Below are 19,045 nucleotides of genomic sequence, written 5' to 3'. Positions count from 1 at the left end.
ATTCAAACCGCGTCCTCAGTGTATTATTTCCCCATTGCAAACGCCCTACACCAAGTCCAGCTTAGGAACTGTAGCGCTTCTCTGGACAAAACTCTATAGCTGAGTAGAGGGCTGGACAACCGCCGAACAGCAGTTTATCCACTAGGGGATTGCCTAGGAGAATGGCTATGGCTGATTTCTACGTAAGCTGGGACGACTATCACCGCGATACCGAAAAGCTGGCCGTTCAGATCTACGAATCAGGCTGGGAGTTTAACCAAATTGTCTGTCTGGCCAAGGGCGGGCTGCGCATTGGCGATACCCTCTGCCGCCTGTTCGACGTGCCGCTGGCTATTTTGTCTACGGCCTCCTACGGCGGAGCCGACGGTCGCACCCGCGGGGCCATCACGTTTTCCCGCGATTTGAGCATGACCACCCCCAGCCTGGGCAGCCAGGTGCTAATTGTCGATGACCTGGTCGACTCGGGCTACAGCCTGAAGAAGTCGATGGACTGGCTGCGCCACAAGTACGGCTTCTACATTGAAGATCTGCGCACGGCGGTGCTGTGGTACAAGGCCGACTCCATTCTCAAGCCCGACTACCACGTGGTCTACCTGCCCGACAACCCCTGGATTCACCAGCCCTTTGAGCGCTACGAAACCATGACCCCCGCCGAACTGGCGGCTAGTTATCAGCCGGAACCGGCTTCTTAACCGGGGTAAGCTGAGCTGGGGCGGCCGAAGCCTCCGGCGGCCCATAGAAACGCTGGTAGCCCCAGTACCCGGCCAGCAGCGTTACCAAAGTGAGTGAGGCAATTCCCCCAGCGCGGCACAGGCCCTGAATGGCCTTGGAGGCCCGTAGCGCGGTGAGGTAGTCGCCCCGCTGGTAGGCCTGGCGCAGGTTCATGGCGCAGGCCAGGGCGGGAATGCCTAGGGGTGGAAAAATCACGAAGGCCGTGAGCAGCACCCGATGCCACCGGGCCGGAGGACAGGGCTGCCCCTGAAACAGCTTGTAGCTGCCCCGCCACTCGACCACGGGCTGATCCTGCACCTGCCCGGTGAGTTCAAAGCTCTGCACCTCCTCTAGCTGCCACTTGATGATCAGGGCGCGAATCTGGTCGGGCAGGGTGAAGTAGTTGATGCCGACCCCTACCGGGCGATGCACCTGAATCCTCAAGTTGTCGTCCTGGTGTTGGGCCACAACAGTGATGTGTCGCAGGCCCAGCTCTGTCTGCAGGCGCTGAGAAAGGGCGCGATCGCGGTGGGCCTGGTAGCGGTGGTGCAACTTGAGCCGCGCCTGGTCGAGGTTGAGATCATTGCAGAGGGCCAGTTCCCAATCGTGGGCGGCGGCATCGGGCTGGCCGAGCTGTTCGTGGGTGTGGCCCCGGTGCAGGTAGGCCTCAGCTAGGTTGGGGTTGGCGGCAATGGCGGCATTAAAGTCGGCCAGGGCCAACCCGTAGTTTTGCTGCCGAAAATACAGCAGCCCTCGGTTGTAGTGAATCAGCGCGTGGCCGGGCTGGCCTTCTAGGGCCTGTTGCCAGTCGGCCAAAGCCAGATCGTCTTGCCCCTGGTGACAGTAGAGCAAGCCACGGTTACCGTAGGCTCGAATGCTGGTGGGGTCAAGGGCGATCGCGGCGGTAAAGTGGCTCAGCGCCGCCGCCGTATTCTCCATTTGCCAGTGGGCTTTACCCAGCTCAATGTGAATATCGGCCGGATGGGGATAGCCGTCTAGGGCCTGGGACAACACCACTAGCGCGGCATCGACGTTTCCCTGGCGAATCAGGGTTAGGGCCTGTCGATAGCGATAGCGAGCCTGCTGGCGGCGCAGCCAGGGGGTAAAGTAACGTCCCATGAGCATTGAGAATCATTGGTGAGGAGAGGCATCCACCCTCATGATTCCTTGGGAATCTGGCCTTGTCAGTGAAGCATTACGAGATCGTAACGGGTAGCGCCATTCTTTTATGCAGTTTTCGCATTTACAGCCGTCGATACAAAGGTGAGGACTGTAAACCCGCTCAGTCAGCGGAGGGGTTGTTGCCAGGGCCAGCGTCGGTTTTAGCCGCCTTGAGGGCTACCGAGGCAATAGTCAGGGTTAGCCGCGCCTGCTCCAGGTCAGACAGCGAGTCCCAGGCACTGGCCGGAATCGCCCGCAGGTTTAGCTCTACAATTTCGCCCCGGCCGTCGCGCAGTGAGTAGGCCAAAGGACGGGCCAGCACGGCCAGATCGTCAATGTTCCAGTCGGGCAAGATGTCGCCCGCGCACTGCACCAGCTGATCGATCAGGGGTTGACCACTGCGGGCCAGGGTGGTAGCGGAGTTGGCCAGGCTTTGGAGTAGGTCATTGGGCAGCCGTCCCTGAAACTGGCGCAGCTGATCGAGCACCGAGGTGGCGGCCATTTGGCCCAGACCCACAGCGGTTTGAGGAGCCGTTTGCGCCGCATCCATTTGGGTGGTGATCTGGGCTGCCAGGGTTTGCCAACCGGCGGCGATCGCGGTACTGAGGTCATCGTCGGCCAGGGCGTCAAACTCTGTTTCCAGGTTGGCCAGGTAGCCCTCTGCCTCTGGGGCCAGCGGCTGCCAGGGGTACGCCGGTTCGGGGTGAAGAATCGCAGCAAGCAAATCGTGTTCGGCGGCCATGGCGGACTCAGAAGCAGAATTGGGGTTTTGGGATGGCTGGGTCATAGCGTTATCTACAGATGCACGAGATGGTAACAGTACCTGATGTCAGTGGATACATCGCGCCGCTTGAGGATTCCGTACGACGTGAGCAATTTTGTGATTTTGCTAGCAGGGCGGTGTCGATTTGGGGCTACCCTCCAGGGTAAACTCCATCAGTTCGCCATCCTGGCTGCCAAACCGGATGGCCGTACCCAGGGCGAGCGGCACCTCGGCCCGGTGGACGTGGTGCCAGCCGCGCTGGTCGAAGTAGTACGAACCGTAGCGTGACATGTCGCGCAGGTAGTAGTGGGTCTCTTGAAACCCGTTGTCAAACTGAGTGCGGCAAAAGATTTCGGCATGCTGCCCCGAGACCCAGGGCTCTAAAATCACCAGGTCATTGTCGGGCAGCCGCCCCACCCGCAAATAGCCGTCGTAGAGACGCCACAGGCGGGTTGGGGTATTCAGACAGCGCAGCACCACTGCCTGGGTAGCCCGCAGGTCTTGCCCCGGCAGCTGGGTCACGGCCAGGCCAACTTCGCGCAGCAAGTGCCCCTCAAACTGCGGGTGCTGATAGAGCACCGGCAGCGTCCAGGCCGTATGGTTGAAGTGGTAGGCCGTCAGCAAATGCTGTCGGGCCAGGGCCACCGCCTGGGCCACGGGCTGTCGCTCGGCCAGCCCCCGGGCCAGCACCTGAATAAAGCTCAAGGCCTCGTGGTCAGCAATAGAGTCGCGCATGGCCAGCACCGCTGGCACGCCGTGGTGCAGCAGCACCTCCGCCAGACTGCTGCGGGGAATAACCTGCTGCTCCTGCAGGTCGGGCTGGGCTCCCCAACAGGTGTTAAACACCGCCAGGCGAATGCCGTTACGGGCCAGCCCCTGGGCCAGCTCGGTGCCGCTCAGGCTGCCCCCCTGGCGCAAAAACAGCAGCCCCCCATCCGGGGCGGGTACCCCATGCCCGGCGTAGAAAAAGACGTTAAAGTACCCGGTCTCTAAGGCATTCAGCAGGGTTTTGGTATCGGGTTCAATCAGGGTTTGCACCTGGCAAACCACTGGGCTAGCTCCCTGATAGCTGAGCCGAGAGGCGCTGAGCTCTAGCAGCTGCTTGAGGGCTTCGGCCTCCTGGGGCAGCTGCAGAACGTTCTTGCCCCCCTCTGCGCTGCCCGGATCATCCTGCCCTAACACCAGCAGAATGCGTAAAGAGATATCGAGTTCGGCCTCGGGCAGGGGTTCTACGGCGCTGGCGGTGCGGCTGAACAGCACTTGCGGCCCCAGCGACAGGGCTGGACAGCCGGGCTCGGGCTGCATAATTTCCCAGGGCAGGCTAATCAGCTCGGGCGGTCGCACCTCTAGCCGCAGCCTGAGCGGTCGGTTTTGGCCAATGGCCATGCCCAAGCTGCGCTCTAGGGTCTGGCGAATGGGGCCATCAAACAGCCATTCCCAGAGGCTGACCCCCAAGCCCTGCATCAGTCGCCCGGTTTTGCCGCCGGTCTCGGCGGCTGGGGCCACCCGATCGAGCAAGTCGTCGAGATGAAACGCCGGCACGTAGGCCGAGGGCACGTGGGGCACCTGGGGCAATCCGCGCAGCGAAAAAAACTGCTGCCAACTCTCCCAAAGCTGGGCCATCTGGCTATCCCACAGGCGATCGTGGTGGGCATAGCCGCCCGGAAACGGGCTCTTTAGCACCCAAATGGCATAGTGGTTGGACTCGACCTGGGTGAGGCGATCGATGGCAAGGCAAAGGGTGAGAGCATCGGGCGACAGCATAGGCGAGCCGAAATCAACAGAGCCAAATAGGTAGATGCCAGGACTGGAGCCAATCGGCTAGGGCAGGCAGCGGCCCGACTGAGCCGGGGTTACCAAGTCTAAAAAGGCCGCGCCTTGGTAAAGTTGGCGGGCCTGCACCCAGCCTTCGTCACCCGGAGCCAGGAGTTGCTGACTCAGATCGGGGTCAGCGGTCGAGACGGGAGGCTGATTAGTCTCCTGGGGGCGCTGGTCTAGCGATACCCCAGAGGGAATAGAGCAAACCCGCAGCCGGACCCAGTCGACATTGTCGGCCGTGGTTTGGCGGCTGACAACCCGCAGAACGCTGCCCGTCGCCACGCCTGTCGCCACGTCCGGCGCTTCTGGGGCGTTGGCAAGCCCGTTACTGGGTGGGTTTGGCTGCGATCGCAGCCGCAGGCCGCCCGACGCAGGGCCAGAGGTGGCGGCCTGCTGAGCCTGCCAGTACGACCCCACGGGCACGTCCACGGTAGCGGCTAGAGCGGCTTCTGGCAGTGGTTGTCCCATCAGGGCGGCGATCGACCAGCTGGTCTGCAAGGGCTGTAGCGCCACCGGAGCCTGCGATCGCCGCTCCCACAGCAGAGCCGCCGCTCCCAGCCCCGCTAGCACCACGGCTATGCCTCCAAAGAAGGGCTTCCAGGCCATTCTGGAGCGGGTGGGACGGGTATCGCTCTGTGCGCCGCTCTGTGCGCCGCTCTGTGCGCCTGGGGCTACGACTCGCGTGGATGGCGGCGCGGTTTTTGGTGCAGCAGAGACCGTACCCAAATCGCCATGGATAGCCGCGTCGGCCTGTCGGAGTGGGCCAGAGGGCAGCATCGGCAGGGCTCCCACCTGGGGCGTAAACCGCATTAGTCCAACGGTGACATTGTCGTGGCCGTTAAGTCGATTGGCCTGGTGAATTAGGGCCTCGACGGCGTGACTGGCGGGGCCAGGAGCGTGGGTTAGGGGGGCGACCAGGTGAGGGGCTAGCGCTTCGACCCGGTCGTAGTCGCTCAGCCCGTCAGAGCAAAGCAATAGCACGACGCTGTCGTCGAGCAGCAGGTGCTGCACCGTCGGGTAGAGCAAGTCAGAGTCGCTAATGCCCAGGGCCTGGATCAGGGCTCCCCCGCTGGGCAGCTGCATGGCCTCCGAGTAGAGGGCATAGCCCATCTGGGCTTCCCGCGAGGCGACATCGTCATCGACGGTGATTTGGTAGCAGGTGCGGGGACTAACCCGGTAGGCCCGGCTGTCGCCAACGTGAGCAACAGACACGTAGGGAAAATGCACCAGGGCAACTACCACCGTCGTGCCCATGCGGGCCCGAGCCGATCGCTGTTCGTCGTTGTTGCGGGCCGCGATCGCGTCGTTGGCCAGAACGATCGCCTGTCTGAGGCGCTCGGCGATCGCAGTGGGAGACAGGTGGGGCTGCTGGGTCAGCGGTTCGAGCTCCTGCTGCAGCAGCTTGATTGCAGTTTGGGAGGCCACGTTGCCCTGTTCGTGGCCGCCAATGCCGTCACATACCAGCAGTAGCGGGGGCGGCTCGACCCCCGCTGCCAGCCCGGATAACCGCTGCTGGCGGGGCTCTTTTTCAGGGTAGCAGGCGTCTTCGTTGCGATCGCGGGTAGGTCCCTGGTCCGTATCCGCCGTCCAGTCAACCGCCACCAACAATCCCTGGGCCAGGGTTTGAATTGCCCCCTCTAGCTCGGCCAGCAGGTCTTTGATGGAGGTCAGCTGGCCGTCTTTGATGGCCTTGACCAACCAGCTCAGGTAGGGGCGCACGGGGGGCTGAGCCGTAGCCACCAGGACGTGCCACCGCTGGCCGAGTTGGGCCAGGGTAGGGGTGGCGTCATCGACGGCTAGGGTGGCAAGCCGCAGCAGGGCCCCATCGACCCGCAGTTCATCAAGCTGTAGCAGAGTCGTAGCCACCCGCTCGGTGGCCAAAATAGGCCACAGGTTGGCGATCTGCCGCAGCCAGTTCAGCTGTTGCAAAGCCGATCCGTGGGTCCAGAGCTGAGCCAGGGAGGGCAGCAGCGTTGCCTCAACCTGCCCCAGCCCTGAGGATAAATCTGGAGATGAAGCCTTGCTGTCAGCCTCCGGCTCGGTGACCCGAACACTGATGGGGGCCATATCGAGCAGCAGCACGGTCGCTGTCAGCCCCGTTTGCTCTGGAGTCAGATGGGCGTAGGGCCGGGGAATGTGCTGGGCCAGGGCAAACAGCTTTAAATAGTTGAGTACCGAAGCTGGAATCGTATCCAGAGTCGGGGGAGGGTGGTCGGGCCGAGTATCTAGCCAAATTTGGTGCCCGATTGGGACCGATTCAGAACCAAACTTCGAACCATCATTCCAGACCAAAAATCGGCCTGCAATCAGCGCACCGGGGCGAGTTGCCACTGGCTCATCGCCAACCGCCAGCAAAAAACGGTAGAGCAGGGGCGTTTCGCAGACCTTGCAGCGGCTGGCAGGTGGGGTCGAAATCGACCGGCAGGATGGGTTAGAGCACTGGATCACGATCCTCTGGGGCAGATAAACAGCTCGTAGTTTCTACTCGTATGTTCCTAACTCACATGTTTCTAAATAGTATCTAACCCAGGAGTATCTAACCCGTAGTTTGAACCGCTGGAGCCGCCAACCCCTGGCTCCAAACCCACTTAAATCATGTCGATTGTTCCCACCTAGCTGCCCTGATCAAGACAGCATGACCTGGGTTAGAAGCCGCTTGCGATCGCCTTAACCAACCGATTCCGCCGATTCCGCCGATTCCGCCGATTCTATCCGGGGTAGCCCCATACTGTAGTTGAGGGCACGGCTTTTGAGGTTGTAGCTAATCTCCCCGCGCTGCAAAAGCTGACGCACAAAATACTCCAGATCAGAGCCAATGCGACGCAGGTTGTAGTCGGTCAAATCTTCGCCAGCGGAGGCATCGACCAGCCGGTCAAACTCGGCGTAGACGGCCTTGAGTGCGTCTTCGGACCAGTTGAACTCGTTGTCAGGGTCGATGTCTAGGGTGAGTTTATCGTCGCTGGGCACCAGTTCGTTGTTGGCAACGATCGCGGTGTAGATGTGAATGTGCCGGGTGGTCGATTTGAGCATCATAGCCAGGTTTTGCCCCTTGTAACGTCGTTCTGAGGTGATTTACCTCAGGATGGCCCAGAATGGCGCTGCTCTTGTGATTGTATAGCACCCGCTCCCCGTAGCAGAGCTTAAAACAGGTCTTTTTTGCCGCGCAGCCGGGCAAAGCTTTGTACAGCTAAGGTGCTGCTGGTAGCCCGCTGCAGGGCAGGATCGTCCCACCGCAGAAAGGGATTGGTCTGCTTCTCAAGGCCCAGCTCAGTGGGCACCGTGGGCTGGTTTTGGGCGCGAACCGCCTCGACCTGCCCCAGGCGATCGCGCAGGGCCGCGTTGGCACTATCGACCGTAACGGCAAATTTTAGGTTGCTGAGGGTGTACTCGTGGGCGCACCATACGCGAGTGGTGTCGGGCAGCCGCCGCAGCTTGCCCAACGACTCGACCATCTGCTGGGGGGTGCCCTCAAAGAGGCGGCCACAGCCCCCGGCAAACAGCGTATCGCCGCAGAAGAGTTCGCCCCAGCCGGTGGGGTCAGCGGGGGCAAAGTAGTAGGCAATGTGGGCACGGGTGTGGCCGGGCACAAAGAAAACCTCGGCCTGGCGCTCGCAAAACTGCACCCTGTCCCCCTCCTTTAAAAAGTGCGTTTGCCCTGGAATGCGGCCCTGGTCTTCAGCCCCACCGTAGACCAAAGCCGCTGGAAACCGCTCTAGCAGCTGACGATTTCCGCCCACGTGATCGCTGTGGTGGTGAGTGTTAAGGATGGTGGTCAGCGTTGCCTCTAAGCGGTCCAAGGTTTGGAGTACCGGGATCGCGTCGCCGGGGTCTACTACCGCCGCCTGAGCCGAAGCGGTGTCGTAGAGCACAAAGATATAGTTGTCGCGAAAGGCCGCTACGCGATGGATTTCTATCGTGCTTCCCTCAATTTGCGCCATTTGTCGTAACGTCTCCGTAACTTCTCTGTGGAAAATCTAACCTTGACCAGGCTTTAATACAGATTTACTGAATCTTTACCGGCTGCCCAAGCGTAACGCTTAGGGATTAGGCATGCTTGAAGAAGATAAAAATGTAGCCATCGCTACAGCACCGCCTACTGTCTCTGGCACGGGCCCTACTATCGTCACTCCTGCATCGAGGATTTGCAATTATGGTGTCGTCTCTACCCCAAAACCCCGCTTCAGATATTCAAGCCCTCGTTAGCACCGTGATTCAGCAGGGCGTTTTGAGCCGCCGTGACCACCTCATTCTATCGACGGCGATGCTCAGCAACCCAGCCCTGACCCCCAGCGATCGCCAGCACATCAACCAGGTGTTCGACAGCATTCGGACCGGGCGAGTGCGCCTGACCGACTAGTACCTCCAGGAAAGGGGATTCGCGCTCTGGCTCAGCCCAGGGCGTTTTTTGCGGCTTCGGCTGTTTGCTCTTACAATCTACAACTTAGAGCACAGCCCATTGGCGGCAGCTAGGGGCAACGTTGTGCTACCAGCCAGGTCTGGGGGCAAGTTGAGCGAGCCAAGTTCGAGGGGCTACCACCTGTGCGTCAAAAACGCCCTCGCTATGGCGAAACCGTTGTTGAGGAAAACTACCGACGCACTCGACTGCACCTGATTCGGGGCGCGATCGCCCTGGGCGGCGTGGTGCTCTTAGGGGTGCTGTGGTATCGCCTGGTCGAGGGGTGGAGCTGGCTCGATGCCACGTATATGGCGGTGATCACCCTATCCACCGTTGGTTTTGGAGAAATTAATCCGCTCAGCCCCCGAGGGCGGCTGTTTACCATCTTGCTGATCATGATGGGGGTAGGTGTGATTGCCTACATCCTCAACAGTCTTACCGATGCCATTGTGCAGGGGCATTTTCAGGCCGGATTTCGGTTACTCAAACGGCGCAGACTGATGGAATCTTTGCAGGGTCACTACGTTATTTGCGGATTTGGGCGCACCGGCCGCCAGGTAGCAACCGAGTTTGCCGCTGAAGCCATCCCGTTTATTGTGGTTGACTCCGATAGCGCTGCCATTCAAACAGCGCAGCAGCTGGGATACACGACCCTGCAGGGCGATGCAACTCAGGATCAAACCTTGCTTCAGGCTGGGGTAGAGCGATCGCGCTGTCTGGTGGCGGCGCTGCCCTCCGATGCTGAAAACCTCTACATTGTGCTCTCGGCCAAGACCCTGTCGCCCCAGATTCGCACCATTGCCCGCGCCAGCAGCGAGGAGGCTATGGTCAAGCTTCGGCGCGGCGGGGCCGATGTGGTGGTATCGCCCTACATTACCGGCGGCAAGCGCATGGCCGCCTCGGCGGTGCGTCCCCAGGTGGTCGATTTTTTAGACGGTATTTTGACCGGGGCCGAGCGATCGGTCTATGTAGAAGAGTTTTTGCTGCTGCCTGAGAGCTGCCCCATTGTTGGCAAAACCCTGGCCGAGGCCCAGCTCGGTCGCCAGTCGGGGGCGCTCATTTTGGCCATTCGCCGGGCCGACAACACGCTGATTTTTGGCCCCACCGCCGACACCCGCCTCTACCCCAATGACACGATAATTACCATGGGCAATGCCGACCAGCTGCGGTTGCTCAACCAAATTCTTAGCCCTATTAAGTGGTAGACCACTGAGCGGTAGGCCAAGGAGAAAACAGGGCTAGGGGACTGAATCTTACAACTTTCCGCACAATGAGCTGTTTGTAGCTATTTGTCGCTAGCGTTCACTATCAAGGCTGTATATGTGGCCCACCCAGTGCCATAGGCAAAAGTGCGCGATGGGGCTAGCCTTACCCGAATCATCTCTAGGATTGGCTATGCCCTATGCAGGATCACGATTTGGAACGAGAGCGCTTCATTTTAGTTATTGACCCCAATCGCGATCATGCCCAGGTGGTGCAGCAGGTTCTAGGCCAGCGCTCGGGCTACGATTCGCCGGGCGTTCGGGAACCGACTCAGAACGAGTATCCGTCCCGGAATCGCTTTGAGATCTTGGTGGATGGGGGGACCGCGATCGATTACCTGCTGCAGCGGGGCGAGTACGCCCAGGCACCGCGTCCAGACTTAGTTCTGCTCGATCTCGATCTGCCGGACGATGGCTACCACATTCTCACCACGATCAAGACCACGCCGCACCTTAAGCGCATTCCGGTGATTGTATTCACTGAGTCCGATCGCACCGAGGATGTTTTACGCAGTTATACCAGCCAAAGCAACTGTTACGTGGTGAAGGCAGCTGATATAGAGCAGTTGTCTCATACGGTGAAACAAATTGAGGCGTTTTGGCTTGAGATTGTAACGCTGCCGCTGATGTAGCCCTCACCCGCGTCAATACGATTGATGAACAAACAAAAACAAATCAAAATTCTTGCTAGCAATTTCCTTGTTTTTGCGGGGTAAGCAAAAACTAAATTTACACAAAAAACTAAGCTTTCTATTCTTTTAATAATCCTCTTCTGGGGCATCAATTTATCTGAGCTATGCTGCTAGATGGAAACATTGCAGCCCAAAATAATCTCTGCATAAAGGGTTGAAGCTAACGGTTGAAGCCGCCGGACAAATGGGGTGTGCCAGGTTTTTAGGCCTAGCCCTTAGCCTCCGTTGCTGGGTACCTGAACTGCGACTTTTCGAGTCTAGACTGAGCTAGGGCAGTCTAAGGTTCGATCTGGTTGCGGTGACGCAGCCTTGCAGAAAATCTCAAGCCCAAAAACTTTAAGACATGAGGATTTTAAGACAGAGAATTTCAAGCTGGACGTTCACTTTATTTAGCGCTGACATCGAGTAAAACCCACCGTCGATAGGACCCGTCAGTAAAACCTCAAAGCCTGGATTGGCAGCGATTAACACCACAGCATTCTGCCGTTCAGGCTGCGTTGCAACACTCACAATTTTTGCTAGGAGAGCGATCGCTATGACCCTTCGTAATCTGAATCCCGAGGCCCAGTTGGTGAGCCTAAAGCAGCCCGAGATTCACACCTTAACCCAGGTGCAGCCCCACGGAGTGCTGCTGGTGCTGCGGGAGACAGACCTGTCGATTGTGCAGGTGAGTCGCAACGCTCGCGCGGCCTTTGGCCTACCGGCGGAGGAGTTGCTGGGCCAAACCCTCGATGACCTGCTGGATGCTTACCAGGTCGATCAGGTGCGAGCTGGCCTGCGCCACGACAACCTGGACATTATGAACCCCACCAAGGTGTGGGTGCGGCGGCGCGGGGACGACTACGGCGTGTACGACGCCATTTTTCACCGCAATAGCGAGGGCTTTTTGATTCTGGAGCTGGAGCCCGCCCTCAACAACGAGGCCATTCCGTTTTTGAGCTTTTACCACCTGGCGCGGGCGTCGATTGGGCAACTGGAGGCAGGAACGGCTAGCCTTGCCGATTTTTGCCGCATTATTGTCCACGAGGTGCGGCAGGTGACGGGCTTTGATCGGGTGATGCTCTACAAGTTTGATGACGACGGCCACGGCGAGGTGCTGGCCGAAGAAAAACTTGACGATATGGAGGCTTACCTGGGCCTGCACTTTCCTGAGTCGGATGTGCCCCAGCCCGCCCGCAAAATGTTTTTGTCTAACTGGATTCGGGTGATTCCGAACGCCAGCGCCGAGCCTGTGGACCTGGTGCCCGCCATCAACCCCGTGACCCAGCACGGCACCGACCTGGTGATGTCGATTTTGCGACAGCCCTACCGCTGTCACACGGAGTACCTGCACCACATGAATGTGGAGGCCTCCCTGACCATTTCGCTGATGAAGGACCAGAAGCTGTGGGGGCTAATTGCCTGTCACCACAAGACGCCCAAGTACGTGCCCTACGAGCTGCGCAAGGCCTGCGAATTTTTGGGTCGGGTGATTTTTGCCGAAATTTCGACCCTCGAAGAAGAGGCTGACCAGAGCTATCGGCTAAAGCTGGCGGCGGTGCAGTCGGCGCTGATTGACCAAATGGCGCGGGCCGACTATTTCATCGATGGCCTGGTGCGCCACGACCCCAGCCTGCTGGATTTAGTCGGGGCCAAGGGGGCGGCAATTTGCTTTGGCGGTCAGTGGACGACTTTGGGCCGCACCCCGCCCGAGGAGGAGCTGAACTACCTGGTGCAGTGGCTGGCCAACCGGGCTGAGCAAACCGAGCAGGACATTTTCGTCACCAATGCCCTGCCGCTGGACTATACCGAGGCTCAGCGGTTTAAGGATGTGGCCAGCGGTCTGCTGGCGATCGCCATCTCCAAGCGCAGCTACGTGCTGTGGTTTCGCCCGGAGGTGATTCAAACGGTGAACTGGGGCGGCAACCCCAACGAGGCCTACACCCTGGTGGGCGAGGGCGACGAGCAGCGGCTGTGCCCGCGCCAGTCGTTTGAGCTGTGGAAGGAGACGGTCAGCCTGCGATCACTGCCCTGGCAAAGCGTAGAAATTAAAGCGGCCCTGGAGCTGCGCAAGGCGATTGTCAACATCGTGCTGCGCCAGGCCGAAGAACTGGCTCTGCTGGCCAACGACCTGGAGCGATCGAACGCTGAGCTAAAGAAATTTGCCTACATCGCCTCCCACGACCTGCAAGAGCCGCTCAACCAGGTGGCCAACTTTGTACAGCTGCTCGAGATGCGCTACGACGCCAAGCTCGACGACGACGGCAAAGAGTTTATCGGCTTTGCCGTGGAGGGGGTCAGCCTGATGCAAACCCTGATTGACGACGTGCTGGCCTACAGCAAAGTAGACCTCCAGGGCATTGAGTGGCAGCTGACGGAAGTGCAGCAGGCCCTCGACCAGGCCCTGGGCAATCTGCGCGGGCGGGTCGCCGAAACCGGCGCGATCATTACCGCCGACCCACTGCCCACCATCGTGGCCGACGGCACCCAGCTGATGCAGCTGTTTCAGAACCTGGTTGGCAACGCGATTAAGTTTCGCAAGCCTGGCGAAACACCCCATATTCACATTGGGGTGCAGCGCCAGGAGGAGCACTGGCTGTTCTCGGTGACAGACAATGGCATCGGCTTTGACCCCCAGTTTGCCGAGCGCATCTTTGTCATCTTCCAGCGCCTGCACACCCGCGATGAGTATGCGGGCTCGGGCATGGGCCTGGCCATTTGTAAGAAAATCGTCGAGTGCCACCGAGGCCGTATTTGGGTAGAGGCCGCTCTCAGTCAGGGGGCGACCTTCTATTTCACCATCCCCGTTGAAGGACGCGATCGCAACCATGGCAACGGACACAAGGCCAAAAACTATCTTTTTAGTCGAGGATAATCGGGGCGACATTCGCCTGATTCAGGAGGCCCTCAAGAGCACCGCCGCCCCGTGCGAGGTTGTAATCGCGCGGGACGGCATGGAGGCGATGGACTACCTGCACCGCCAGGGGGAGTTTGCGGCGGCCACTACCCCCGACCTAATTTTGCTCGATCTCAACCTGCCTAAAAAGGACGGGCGAGAGGTGTTAGCTGAGATCAAAGCCAGCGATACCCTCAAGCACATTCCCATTATTGTGCTGACCACTTCACGGAACGAGGAGGACATTTGCAAGAGCTATGACCTGCACGTCAACTGCTACATTTCAAAATCGCGCAACCTGGCCCAGCTGTTCAAAATTGTGCAAGGAATTGAGGCATTTTGGCTAGAAACAGCGACGCTGCCCTCGACTACGTCCTGAACCCGGCGGCGGTGCGAGTACTTTTAATTGAGGATGACCTGGCCGAGGCCCGGTTTTTGCAGGAGGTGCTGAAGGGGGCACCCCGCAGTCGGTTTCAGCTCCGCCACGCCAAGCGCCTGGCGGAGGCGATCGCCTGGCTGGGGCAAGACGACTTTGATGTGGCGCTGCTCGATCTCACCCTGCCCGACAGCAGCGGTCTCGACTCGCTAGACGTGCTGCTTCAGCAGGCTCCCGGCCTGCCCGTGGTAGTGCTCACCAACACCAACGACGACACCCTGGCGGTGGCCGCCGTGCGCCACGGCGCTCAAGACTACCTGATGAAGCGATCGCTCCAGCAGGAGGTGCTGGTGCGATCGCTGTTCTACGCAATCGAGCGGCAGCGAGCCGAAGACGCCCTGCGCGACGCCAACGAGATTTTAGAGGACCGGGTGCAGGCTCGCACCGCCGAGCTAGAGGCCGCCAACCGGCACCTGCGCCAGGAGATCGAGCAGCGCCAGCGCATTCAAGAACGCCTTACCTTGGCCCAAAACGCCGCCAGCATAGGCACTTTCGAGTGGTGTGTCGATGCCCTGGCCCCGCCTTCGTCATCGGACCCGGTGGCATCGCCCTGGCCGATCGCCGATATGATGGCCAGCTTTAGCGCCAACTGGCCCTGGCCCATTCATCCCGACGACACGGAGCGGGTTAGCCAGGAGCTGAGGCGGGCCACCCAGCAGGGGCAGGGGCTCAAAACCGAGTTTCGCATTTTGGTAGGCGATCGCGTCCACTGGCTGACCATTAACAGCAGCCTGATTTGCGATGTGGAGACCCACAGCGAACGGCTGCTGGGCATTCACATGGATATCACCGACAAAAAGCAGCTAGAGGCGCAGTTTTTGCGATCGCAGCGGCTCGAAGGCTTAGGCACCCTGGCCAGCGGCATTGCCCACGATCTCAACAACATCCTGACGCCCATTTTGCTGGTGGTGCAGCTTTTGCCCCTCAAGCTAAAAGCGATCGACCCCTGGGTGCAGAGCAAGCTCGATATTTTAGAAGCCAGCACCCAACGGGGGGCCGATCTGGTCAAACAGATTCTCGCCTTTACGCGGGGGGTCGAGGGCAAGCGTTTTGCCCTTCAGGTCAACCATTTGCTGGTGGATATTCGCAAGCTGGTGCAGCAAACCCTGCCCAAGTCGATTGACGTCTACACCCACGTGCCGGATGGCCTTTGGCCCGTGTGGGGTGACCCGACCCAGCTGCACCAGGTGTTTATGAATCTCTGCGTCAATGCCCGCGACGCCATGCCCACTGGTGGCACCCTACGCATTACTGCCGAAAACCTGACCCTGGACCATGACTCAGCCCAGCGGCATTTTCAGGCTCAGCCTGGTTTCTACGTCAAAGTCACCATTGCCGATACCGGTACCGGTATGGAGCCAGCGGTGCTGAACCAAATTTTTGACCCGTTTTTTACTACCAAAGCCCTGGGCCAAGGTACGGGCCTGGGGCTCTCGGCTGTGCTGGGCATTGTTGAAAGCCACGGAGGCTTTATTGACGTGCAGAGCCAGGTGGGCCAGGGCAGCCAGTTTCAGGTGTACCTGCGGGCCAGCTTTGAACCCAGCCCTGAAGTTGATATCCCCGTGACCACGCTGGATGGGCACCAGTCAACGGTGCTGGTAGTCGATGACGAACCCGCCGTCTACGAAGCAGTCCGTACGGTTTTAGAGCTGCACAACTATCGAGTGATGGTGGCCCATGGCGGGCAGGCCGCGATCGCTCTGCTAAGTGAGCACCCAGACACTATCCACACCGTGCTGATGGATCTGATGATGCCCACGATGGATGGTCTTACCACAGTGCCCCTGCTGAAGCGCATTAACCCAGACCTGCGGGTGATCGCCATGAGCGGCCTCAGCTCCACCGATGCCGTAGCCAAAGCCGAGCAACAGGGGTTCCAGAGCTTTTTGCCGAAACCCTTCACCCGCCAAGATTTGCTCCAGCAAATTCGGCCCAGCGGCTCGCCCTAAATCGGTGGAGGCTAGAACGTGCCCGCCAGCGCCTCAACACAGCGCTCGCAGATAGTCGGGTCTTCGCTGCTCTCACCCACGTGGGTCGAGTAGTTCCAGCAGCGATCGCACTTCTGGCCCTCCGCATCTACCACACCAATCCCCAGCGCGTCGGACTCGCTGCTGCATTTCACGCCCTTTAGAGCTTCAGGCGTATCCAGCACTTCCGCCTGCGACACCAGGAACAGATAGCGCAGTTCGTCCACATGGTTGCCGCCGGGGGCTACAGCATCCTCAGGGTTCATCGCCGCTAGCTTCTCGCGCAGGTCAGCATCGGCCACATAGATCAGCGCCTTCGCCTCCAAAGAAGAGCCAATATCCTTAGCGGTGCGGGCCTGTTCGAGGACTTTGTTTACCTCCTGGCGCACGGTGCGAATCTGGCTCCAGGTTGCGGCTAGCTCCGGCTGCCGCCACTGGTCATCGAGCTGCACCCAGCCCGACCCAAACACCGACTGGTGGGCGGTCGGATAGGGCAGGTTTTGCCAGATGTCTTCGGCCATGTGGGAGAGCACCGGGGCAATGGAGCGGGCCAGGTTTTCGATCGCGACCGCCAGCACCGTCTGACAGCTGCGCCGCCGGAACGAATCCGCCGCACTGATGTACAGCCGATCTTTAGCGGTATCTAGGTAAAAGTTCGACAGATCGACCGCACAGAAATTTTGCACGGTTTGGAAGAACCGGAAGAACTGGAAGGTCTCGAAGGCGTCGGTGATGTCGGTGAACACCTCGGTCATGCGGTGCAGCATGTAGCGATCGAGCTCTGGCAACTGGTCGTAGGGCACCGCATCCTTTGCTGGGTCAAAGTCGTGCAGGTTGCCCAGCAAAAACCGCGCCGTGTTGCGAATTTTGCGGTACACGTCCGACATCTGCTTGAGGATGTTGCTCCCCAGCGGCACATCGGAGGAATAGTCTACCGACGATACCCACAGGCGCAGCACGTCGGCCCCGTAGGGCGGCTCTGCTTTTTGGTTTTTGCCGCCGTCGATCACAATGGCCGGGTCTACTACGTTGCCGATGGACTTGCTCATCTTGCGGCCCTGCTCATCGAGGGTAAAGCCGTGGGTGAGCACCGTTCTGTAGGGGGCGTAGCCATTCACAGCAACGCTGGTCAAAAGGCTACTTTGGAACCAGCCCCGGTGCTGGTCAGAGCCCTCCAGGTACAGATCCACAGGGTAGTCTAGCTCGCCGCGCTGCTGAACCACCGCCGCCCAGGAGGAGCCGGAGTCGAACCAGACATCCATGGTGTCGGTGCCCTTGCGGTAGGTGCGACCGTTGTTGAGATAGGCCTCGGGCAGCAGGTCAGCCTCGGGCAGCTCCCACCAGGCATCGGAGCCTTTTTCAGCAAACAGGGCTTTGATGTGGGCCAGAGTGTCTTCGTTGAGCAGCGGCTCGCCGGTCTCAGTGTCGTAGAACACAGGGATGGGCATGCCCCAGGTGCGCTGGCGCGAGATGCACCAGTCGGAGCGATCGCCCACCATAGCCGTAATCCGGTTTTCGCCCGTCGCCGGAATCCACTGCACCGACTGAATCGCCTTCAGTGCCTCGTCGCGGAAGCCCTCCACCGAGGCGAACCACTGCTCGGTGGCCCGGTAGATGGTGGGCTGCTTGGTGCGCCAGTCGTAGGGGTACTTGTGCACGTAGGGCTCGTGTTTGAGCAGGGAACCCGCCTTCTCCAGGGCTTCAATTACCGCCGGGTTGGCATTGGTAAGCACGTTCAGCCCCGCAAAGGGACCGGCCTCCTCGGTCATGTCGCCCTTTTCGTCGACGGGAGACAGCACCGGCAAACCGTAGCGCTGGCCCACCTTAAAGTCTTCGTCGCCGTGGCCGGGGGCGGTGTGTACCAGGCCCGTACCGGATTCCGTCGTCACATAGTCGCCACCGATCAAGATGGGGCTGGTGCGATCGAATAGGGGATGGCGGTAGGTGGAGTGCTCCAGGGCAGCACCCTTGATCTCGGCTTTGAGGGTAAGCTCAGAGCCGAGCACCTGGGCCATGCGATCGCACAGATCCTTGGCGATGATCAGGTACTTAAACGGTTTTCCAGCCGCGACTTCCACCACGGCGTAGGTCAGCTCGGCATTCACCGCCACCGCCAGGTTAGCGGGAATCGTCCAGGGGGTGGTCGTCCAGATCGCCACGCCCAGCTCCCCCAGGTAGGGCTCCAGCGCTGCTTTCGCCTCGGGTGACGCGCTCACCATCGGAAACGCTGCGTAGATGCTGGGGGAGGTGTGGCCTTCGGGATACTCCAGCTCGGCTTCTGCCAGCGCCGTCTGAGAAGTCGGGCTCCAGTGCACCGATTTGAGGCCGCGATAGATGTAGCCCTTTAGGTACATCTGGCCAAACACCTCGATCTGGGCCGCTTCGTAGTCGGGAGTCATCGTCATGTAGGGGTGCTCCCAGTTGCCCCAGATGCCGTAGCGCTTGAAGCTCTCCCGCTGGCGATCGACGGCTTTGAGAGCAAAGGCCTTGGCCTTGTAGCGCAGCTTGAGCGGCGTCAGGTTGGCCCGCGCCTCCGGGTCCATGGCCTGGAGTACCTTCAGCTCGATGGGCAGGCCGTGGCAGTCCCAGCCGGGCACGTAGCGTACCTTACGGCCCTTGAGCAGCTGGTACTTGTTAATCGTGTCCTTCAAAATTTTGTTGAGGGCGTGACCAATGTGCAGGTCGCCGTTGGCGTAGGGCGGCCCGTCGTGCAGCACAAACACCTCGCCGGGGTTGTTGGCCGACAGCGTTTCGTAAATCTGGTGCTCGGCCCAAAAGGCTTGAATCTCAGGCTCACGCTTGGGGGCGTTGGCCCGCATGTCAAAGCTTGTCTGGGGCAGCAGAACGGTGTCTTTGTAGCTTTTGGGGTCTGTCACAGCCTGAATTCGACTAAAGGTGAAGGATTGTTCGCGCCATTATGGCAGATTCGATGCATTACGCATCTATATACATTAGGTCAGGTTG

Annotated in this window: 14 protein-coding genes; 7 read left to right on the top strand and 7 right to left on the bottom strand. The window is 59.8% G+C overall.

Annotated elements, in window-relative coordinates; genetic code table 11:
• The first annotated feature begins 167 nt into the window (after positions 1–167).
• Positions 168–692 carry a phosphoribosyltransferase family protein gene (locus IQ265_RS13635; protein WP_194054457.1) on the top strand — a complete coding sequence of 175 codons (525 nt, stop codon included), beginning with the start codon at positions 168–170 and terminating at the stop codon, positions 690–692.
• On the opposite strand, the gene IQ265_RS13630 is transcribed toward IQ265_RS13635, so the two are convergent.
• The 6 genes from IQ265_RS13630 to gloB all read right to left on the bottom strand — a co-directional run bounded on the left by IQ265_RS13630 (position 664) and on the right by gloB (position 8,367).
• Positions 664–1,830, bottom strand: coding sequence for a tetratricopeptide repeat protein (locus IQ265_RS13630; protein WP_194054456.1), 1,167 nt, complete (start codon positions 1,828–1,830; stop codon positions 664–666). The genes IQ265_RS13635 and IQ265_RS13630 overlap by 29 nt on opposite strands.
• A 163-nt stretch (positions 1,831–1,993) precedes the next feature.
• Complete coding sequence (locus IQ265_RS13625; protein ID WP_194054454.1) at positions 1,994–2,659, bottom strand: hypothetical protein; 666 nt, start codon at positions 2,657–2,659, stop codon at positions 1,994–1,996.
• A gap of 102 nt (positions 2,660–2,761) precedes the next feature.
• On the bottom strand, positions 2,762–4,399 hold the full coding sequence (locus tag IQ265_RS13620; protein WP_194054452.1) for a CHAT domain-containing protein: 1,638 nt from the start codon (positions 4,397–4,399) through the stop codon (positions 2,762–2,764).
• 57 nt (positions 4,400–4,456) lie between these two features.
• Positions 4,457–6,901, bottom strand: coding sequence for a protein phosphatase 2C domain-containing protein (locus tag IQ265_RS13615; RefSeq protein WP_194054450.1), 2,445 nt, complete (start codon positions 6,899–6,901; stop codon positions 4,457–4,459).
• A 219-nt stretch (positions 6,902–7,120) separates the two neighbouring features.
• Positions 7,121–7,486, bottom strand: a complete 366-nt coding sequence (locus IQ265_RS13610) for an NAD(P)H-quinone oxidoreductase subunit M (RefSeq protein WP_194054448.1) — start codon at positions 7,484–7,486, stop codon at positions 7,121–7,123.
• 107 nt (positions 7,487–7,593) lie between these two features.
• Positions 7,594–8,367, bottom strand: coding sequence for a hydroxyacylglutathione hydrolase (gloB, locus tag IQ265_RS13605; protein WP_194054806.1), 774 nt, complete (start codon positions 8,365–8,367; stop codon positions 7,594–7,596).
• A 236-nt stretch (positions 8,368–8,603) separates the two neighbouring features.
• On the opposite strand from gloB, the gene IQ265_RS13600 reads away from it, so the two are divergent.
• The 6 genes from IQ265_RS13600 to IQ265_RS13575 all read left to right on the top strand — a co-directional run bounded on the left by IQ265_RS13600 (position 8,604) and on the right by IQ265_RS13575 (position 16,063).
• Entirely contained in the window at positions 8,604–8,810 is a 207-nt protein-coding gene (locus IQ265_RS13600; protein ID WP_194054446.1) for a hypothetical protein, read from the top strand.
• A gap of 254 nt (positions 8,811–9,064) precedes the next feature.
• Positions 9,065–10,054, top strand: a complete 990-nt coding sequence (locus tag IQ265_RS13595) for a potassium channel protein (protein WP_194054804.1) — start codon at positions 9,065–9,067, stop codon at positions 10,052–10,054.
• Between the two features lie 197 nt (positions 10,055–10,251).
• Positions 10,252–10,743: a response regulator gene (locus IQ265_RS13590; RefSeq protein WP_194054444.1), complete on the top strand. Its 492-nt coding sequence runs from the start codon at positions 10,252–10,254 to the stop codon at positions 10,741–10,743.
• Positions 10,744–11,338: 595 nt separating this feature from the next.
• Complete coding sequence (locus IQ265_RS13585; protein WP_194054442.1) at positions 11,339–13,657, top strand: ATP-binding protein; 2,319 nt, start codon at positions 11,339–11,341, stop codon at positions 13,655–13,657.
• Positions 13,611–14,057: a response regulator gene (locus IQ265_RS13580; RefSeq protein ID WP_194054434.1), complete on the top strand. Its 447-nt coding sequence runs from the start codon at positions 13,611–13,613 to the stop codon at positions 14,055–14,057. The genes IQ265_RS13585 and IQ265_RS13580 overlap by 47 nt, the downstream gene beginning before the upstream one ends.
• Positions 14,018–16,063, top strand: a complete 2,046-nt coding sequence (locus IQ265_RS13575) for a hybrid sensor histidine kinase/response regulator (protein WP_228037882.1) — start codon at positions 14,018–14,020, stop codon at positions 16,061–16,063. The genes IQ265_RS13580 and IQ265_RS13575 overlap by 40 nt, the downstream gene beginning before the upstream one ends.
• 11 nt (positions 16,064–16,074) lie before the next feature.
• Here the strand turns inward: IQ265_RS13575 and ileS are convergent, their stop codons facing one another.
• Positions 16,075–18,957, bottom strand: a complete 2,883-nt coding sequence (gene ileS, locus IQ265_RS13570) for an isoleucine--tRNA ligase (RefSeq protein WP_194054432.1) — start codon at positions 18,955–18,957, stop codon at positions 16,075–16,077.
• Positions 18,958–19,045 lie beyond the last annotated feature (88 nt).

Origin of the sequence: Nodosilinea sp. LEGE 06152, from assembly GCF_015207525.1 — a bacterium.
In the GTDB taxonomy this organism is placed as follows: domain Bacteria; phylum Cyanobacteriota; class Cyanobacteriia; order Phormidesmidales; family Phormidesmidaceae; genus Nodosilinea.
This window is presented reverse-complemented; position numbering and strand designations above follow the sequence as displayed.

Bases quoted from the DNA above. Each gene is read 5' to 3' on its own strand.
- IQ265_RS13635 (WP_194054457.1), top strand. From the start codon at position 168: ATGGCTGATTTCTACGTAAGCTGGGACGACTATCACCGCGATACCGAA.
- IQ265_RS13630 (WP_194054456.1), bottom strand. From the start codon at position 1,830: ATGGGACGTTACTTTACCCCCTGGCTGCGCCGCCAGCAGGCTCGCTAT.
- IQ265_RS13625 (WP_194054454.1), bottom strand. From the start codon at position 2,659: ATGACCCAGCCATCCCAAAACCCCAATTCTGCTTCTGAGTCCGCCATG.
- IQ265_RS13620 (WP_194054452.1), bottom strand. From the start codon at position 4,399: ATGCTGTCGCCCGATGCTCTCACCCTTTGCCTTGCCATCGATCGCCTC.
- IQ265_RS13610 (WP_194054448.1), bottom strand. From the start codon at position 7,486: ATGATGCTCAAATCGACCACCCGGCACATTCACATCTACACCGCGATC.
- IQ265_RS13600 (WP_194054446.1), top strand. From the start codon at position 8,604: ATGGTGTCGTCTCTACCCCAAAACCCCGCTTCAGATATTCAAGCCCTC.
- IQ265_RS13590 (WP_194054444.1), top strand. From the start codon at position 10,252: ATGCAGGATCACGATTTGGAACGAGAGCGCTTCATTTTAGTTATTGAC.
- IQ265_RS13585 (WP_194054442.1), top strand. From the start codon at position 11,339: ATGACCCTTCGTAATCTGAATCCCGAGGCCCAGTTGGTGAGCCTAAAG.
- IQ265_RS13580 (WP_194054434.1), top strand. From the start codon at position 13,611: ATGGCAACGGACACAAGGCCAAAAACTATCTTTTTAGTCGAGGATAAT.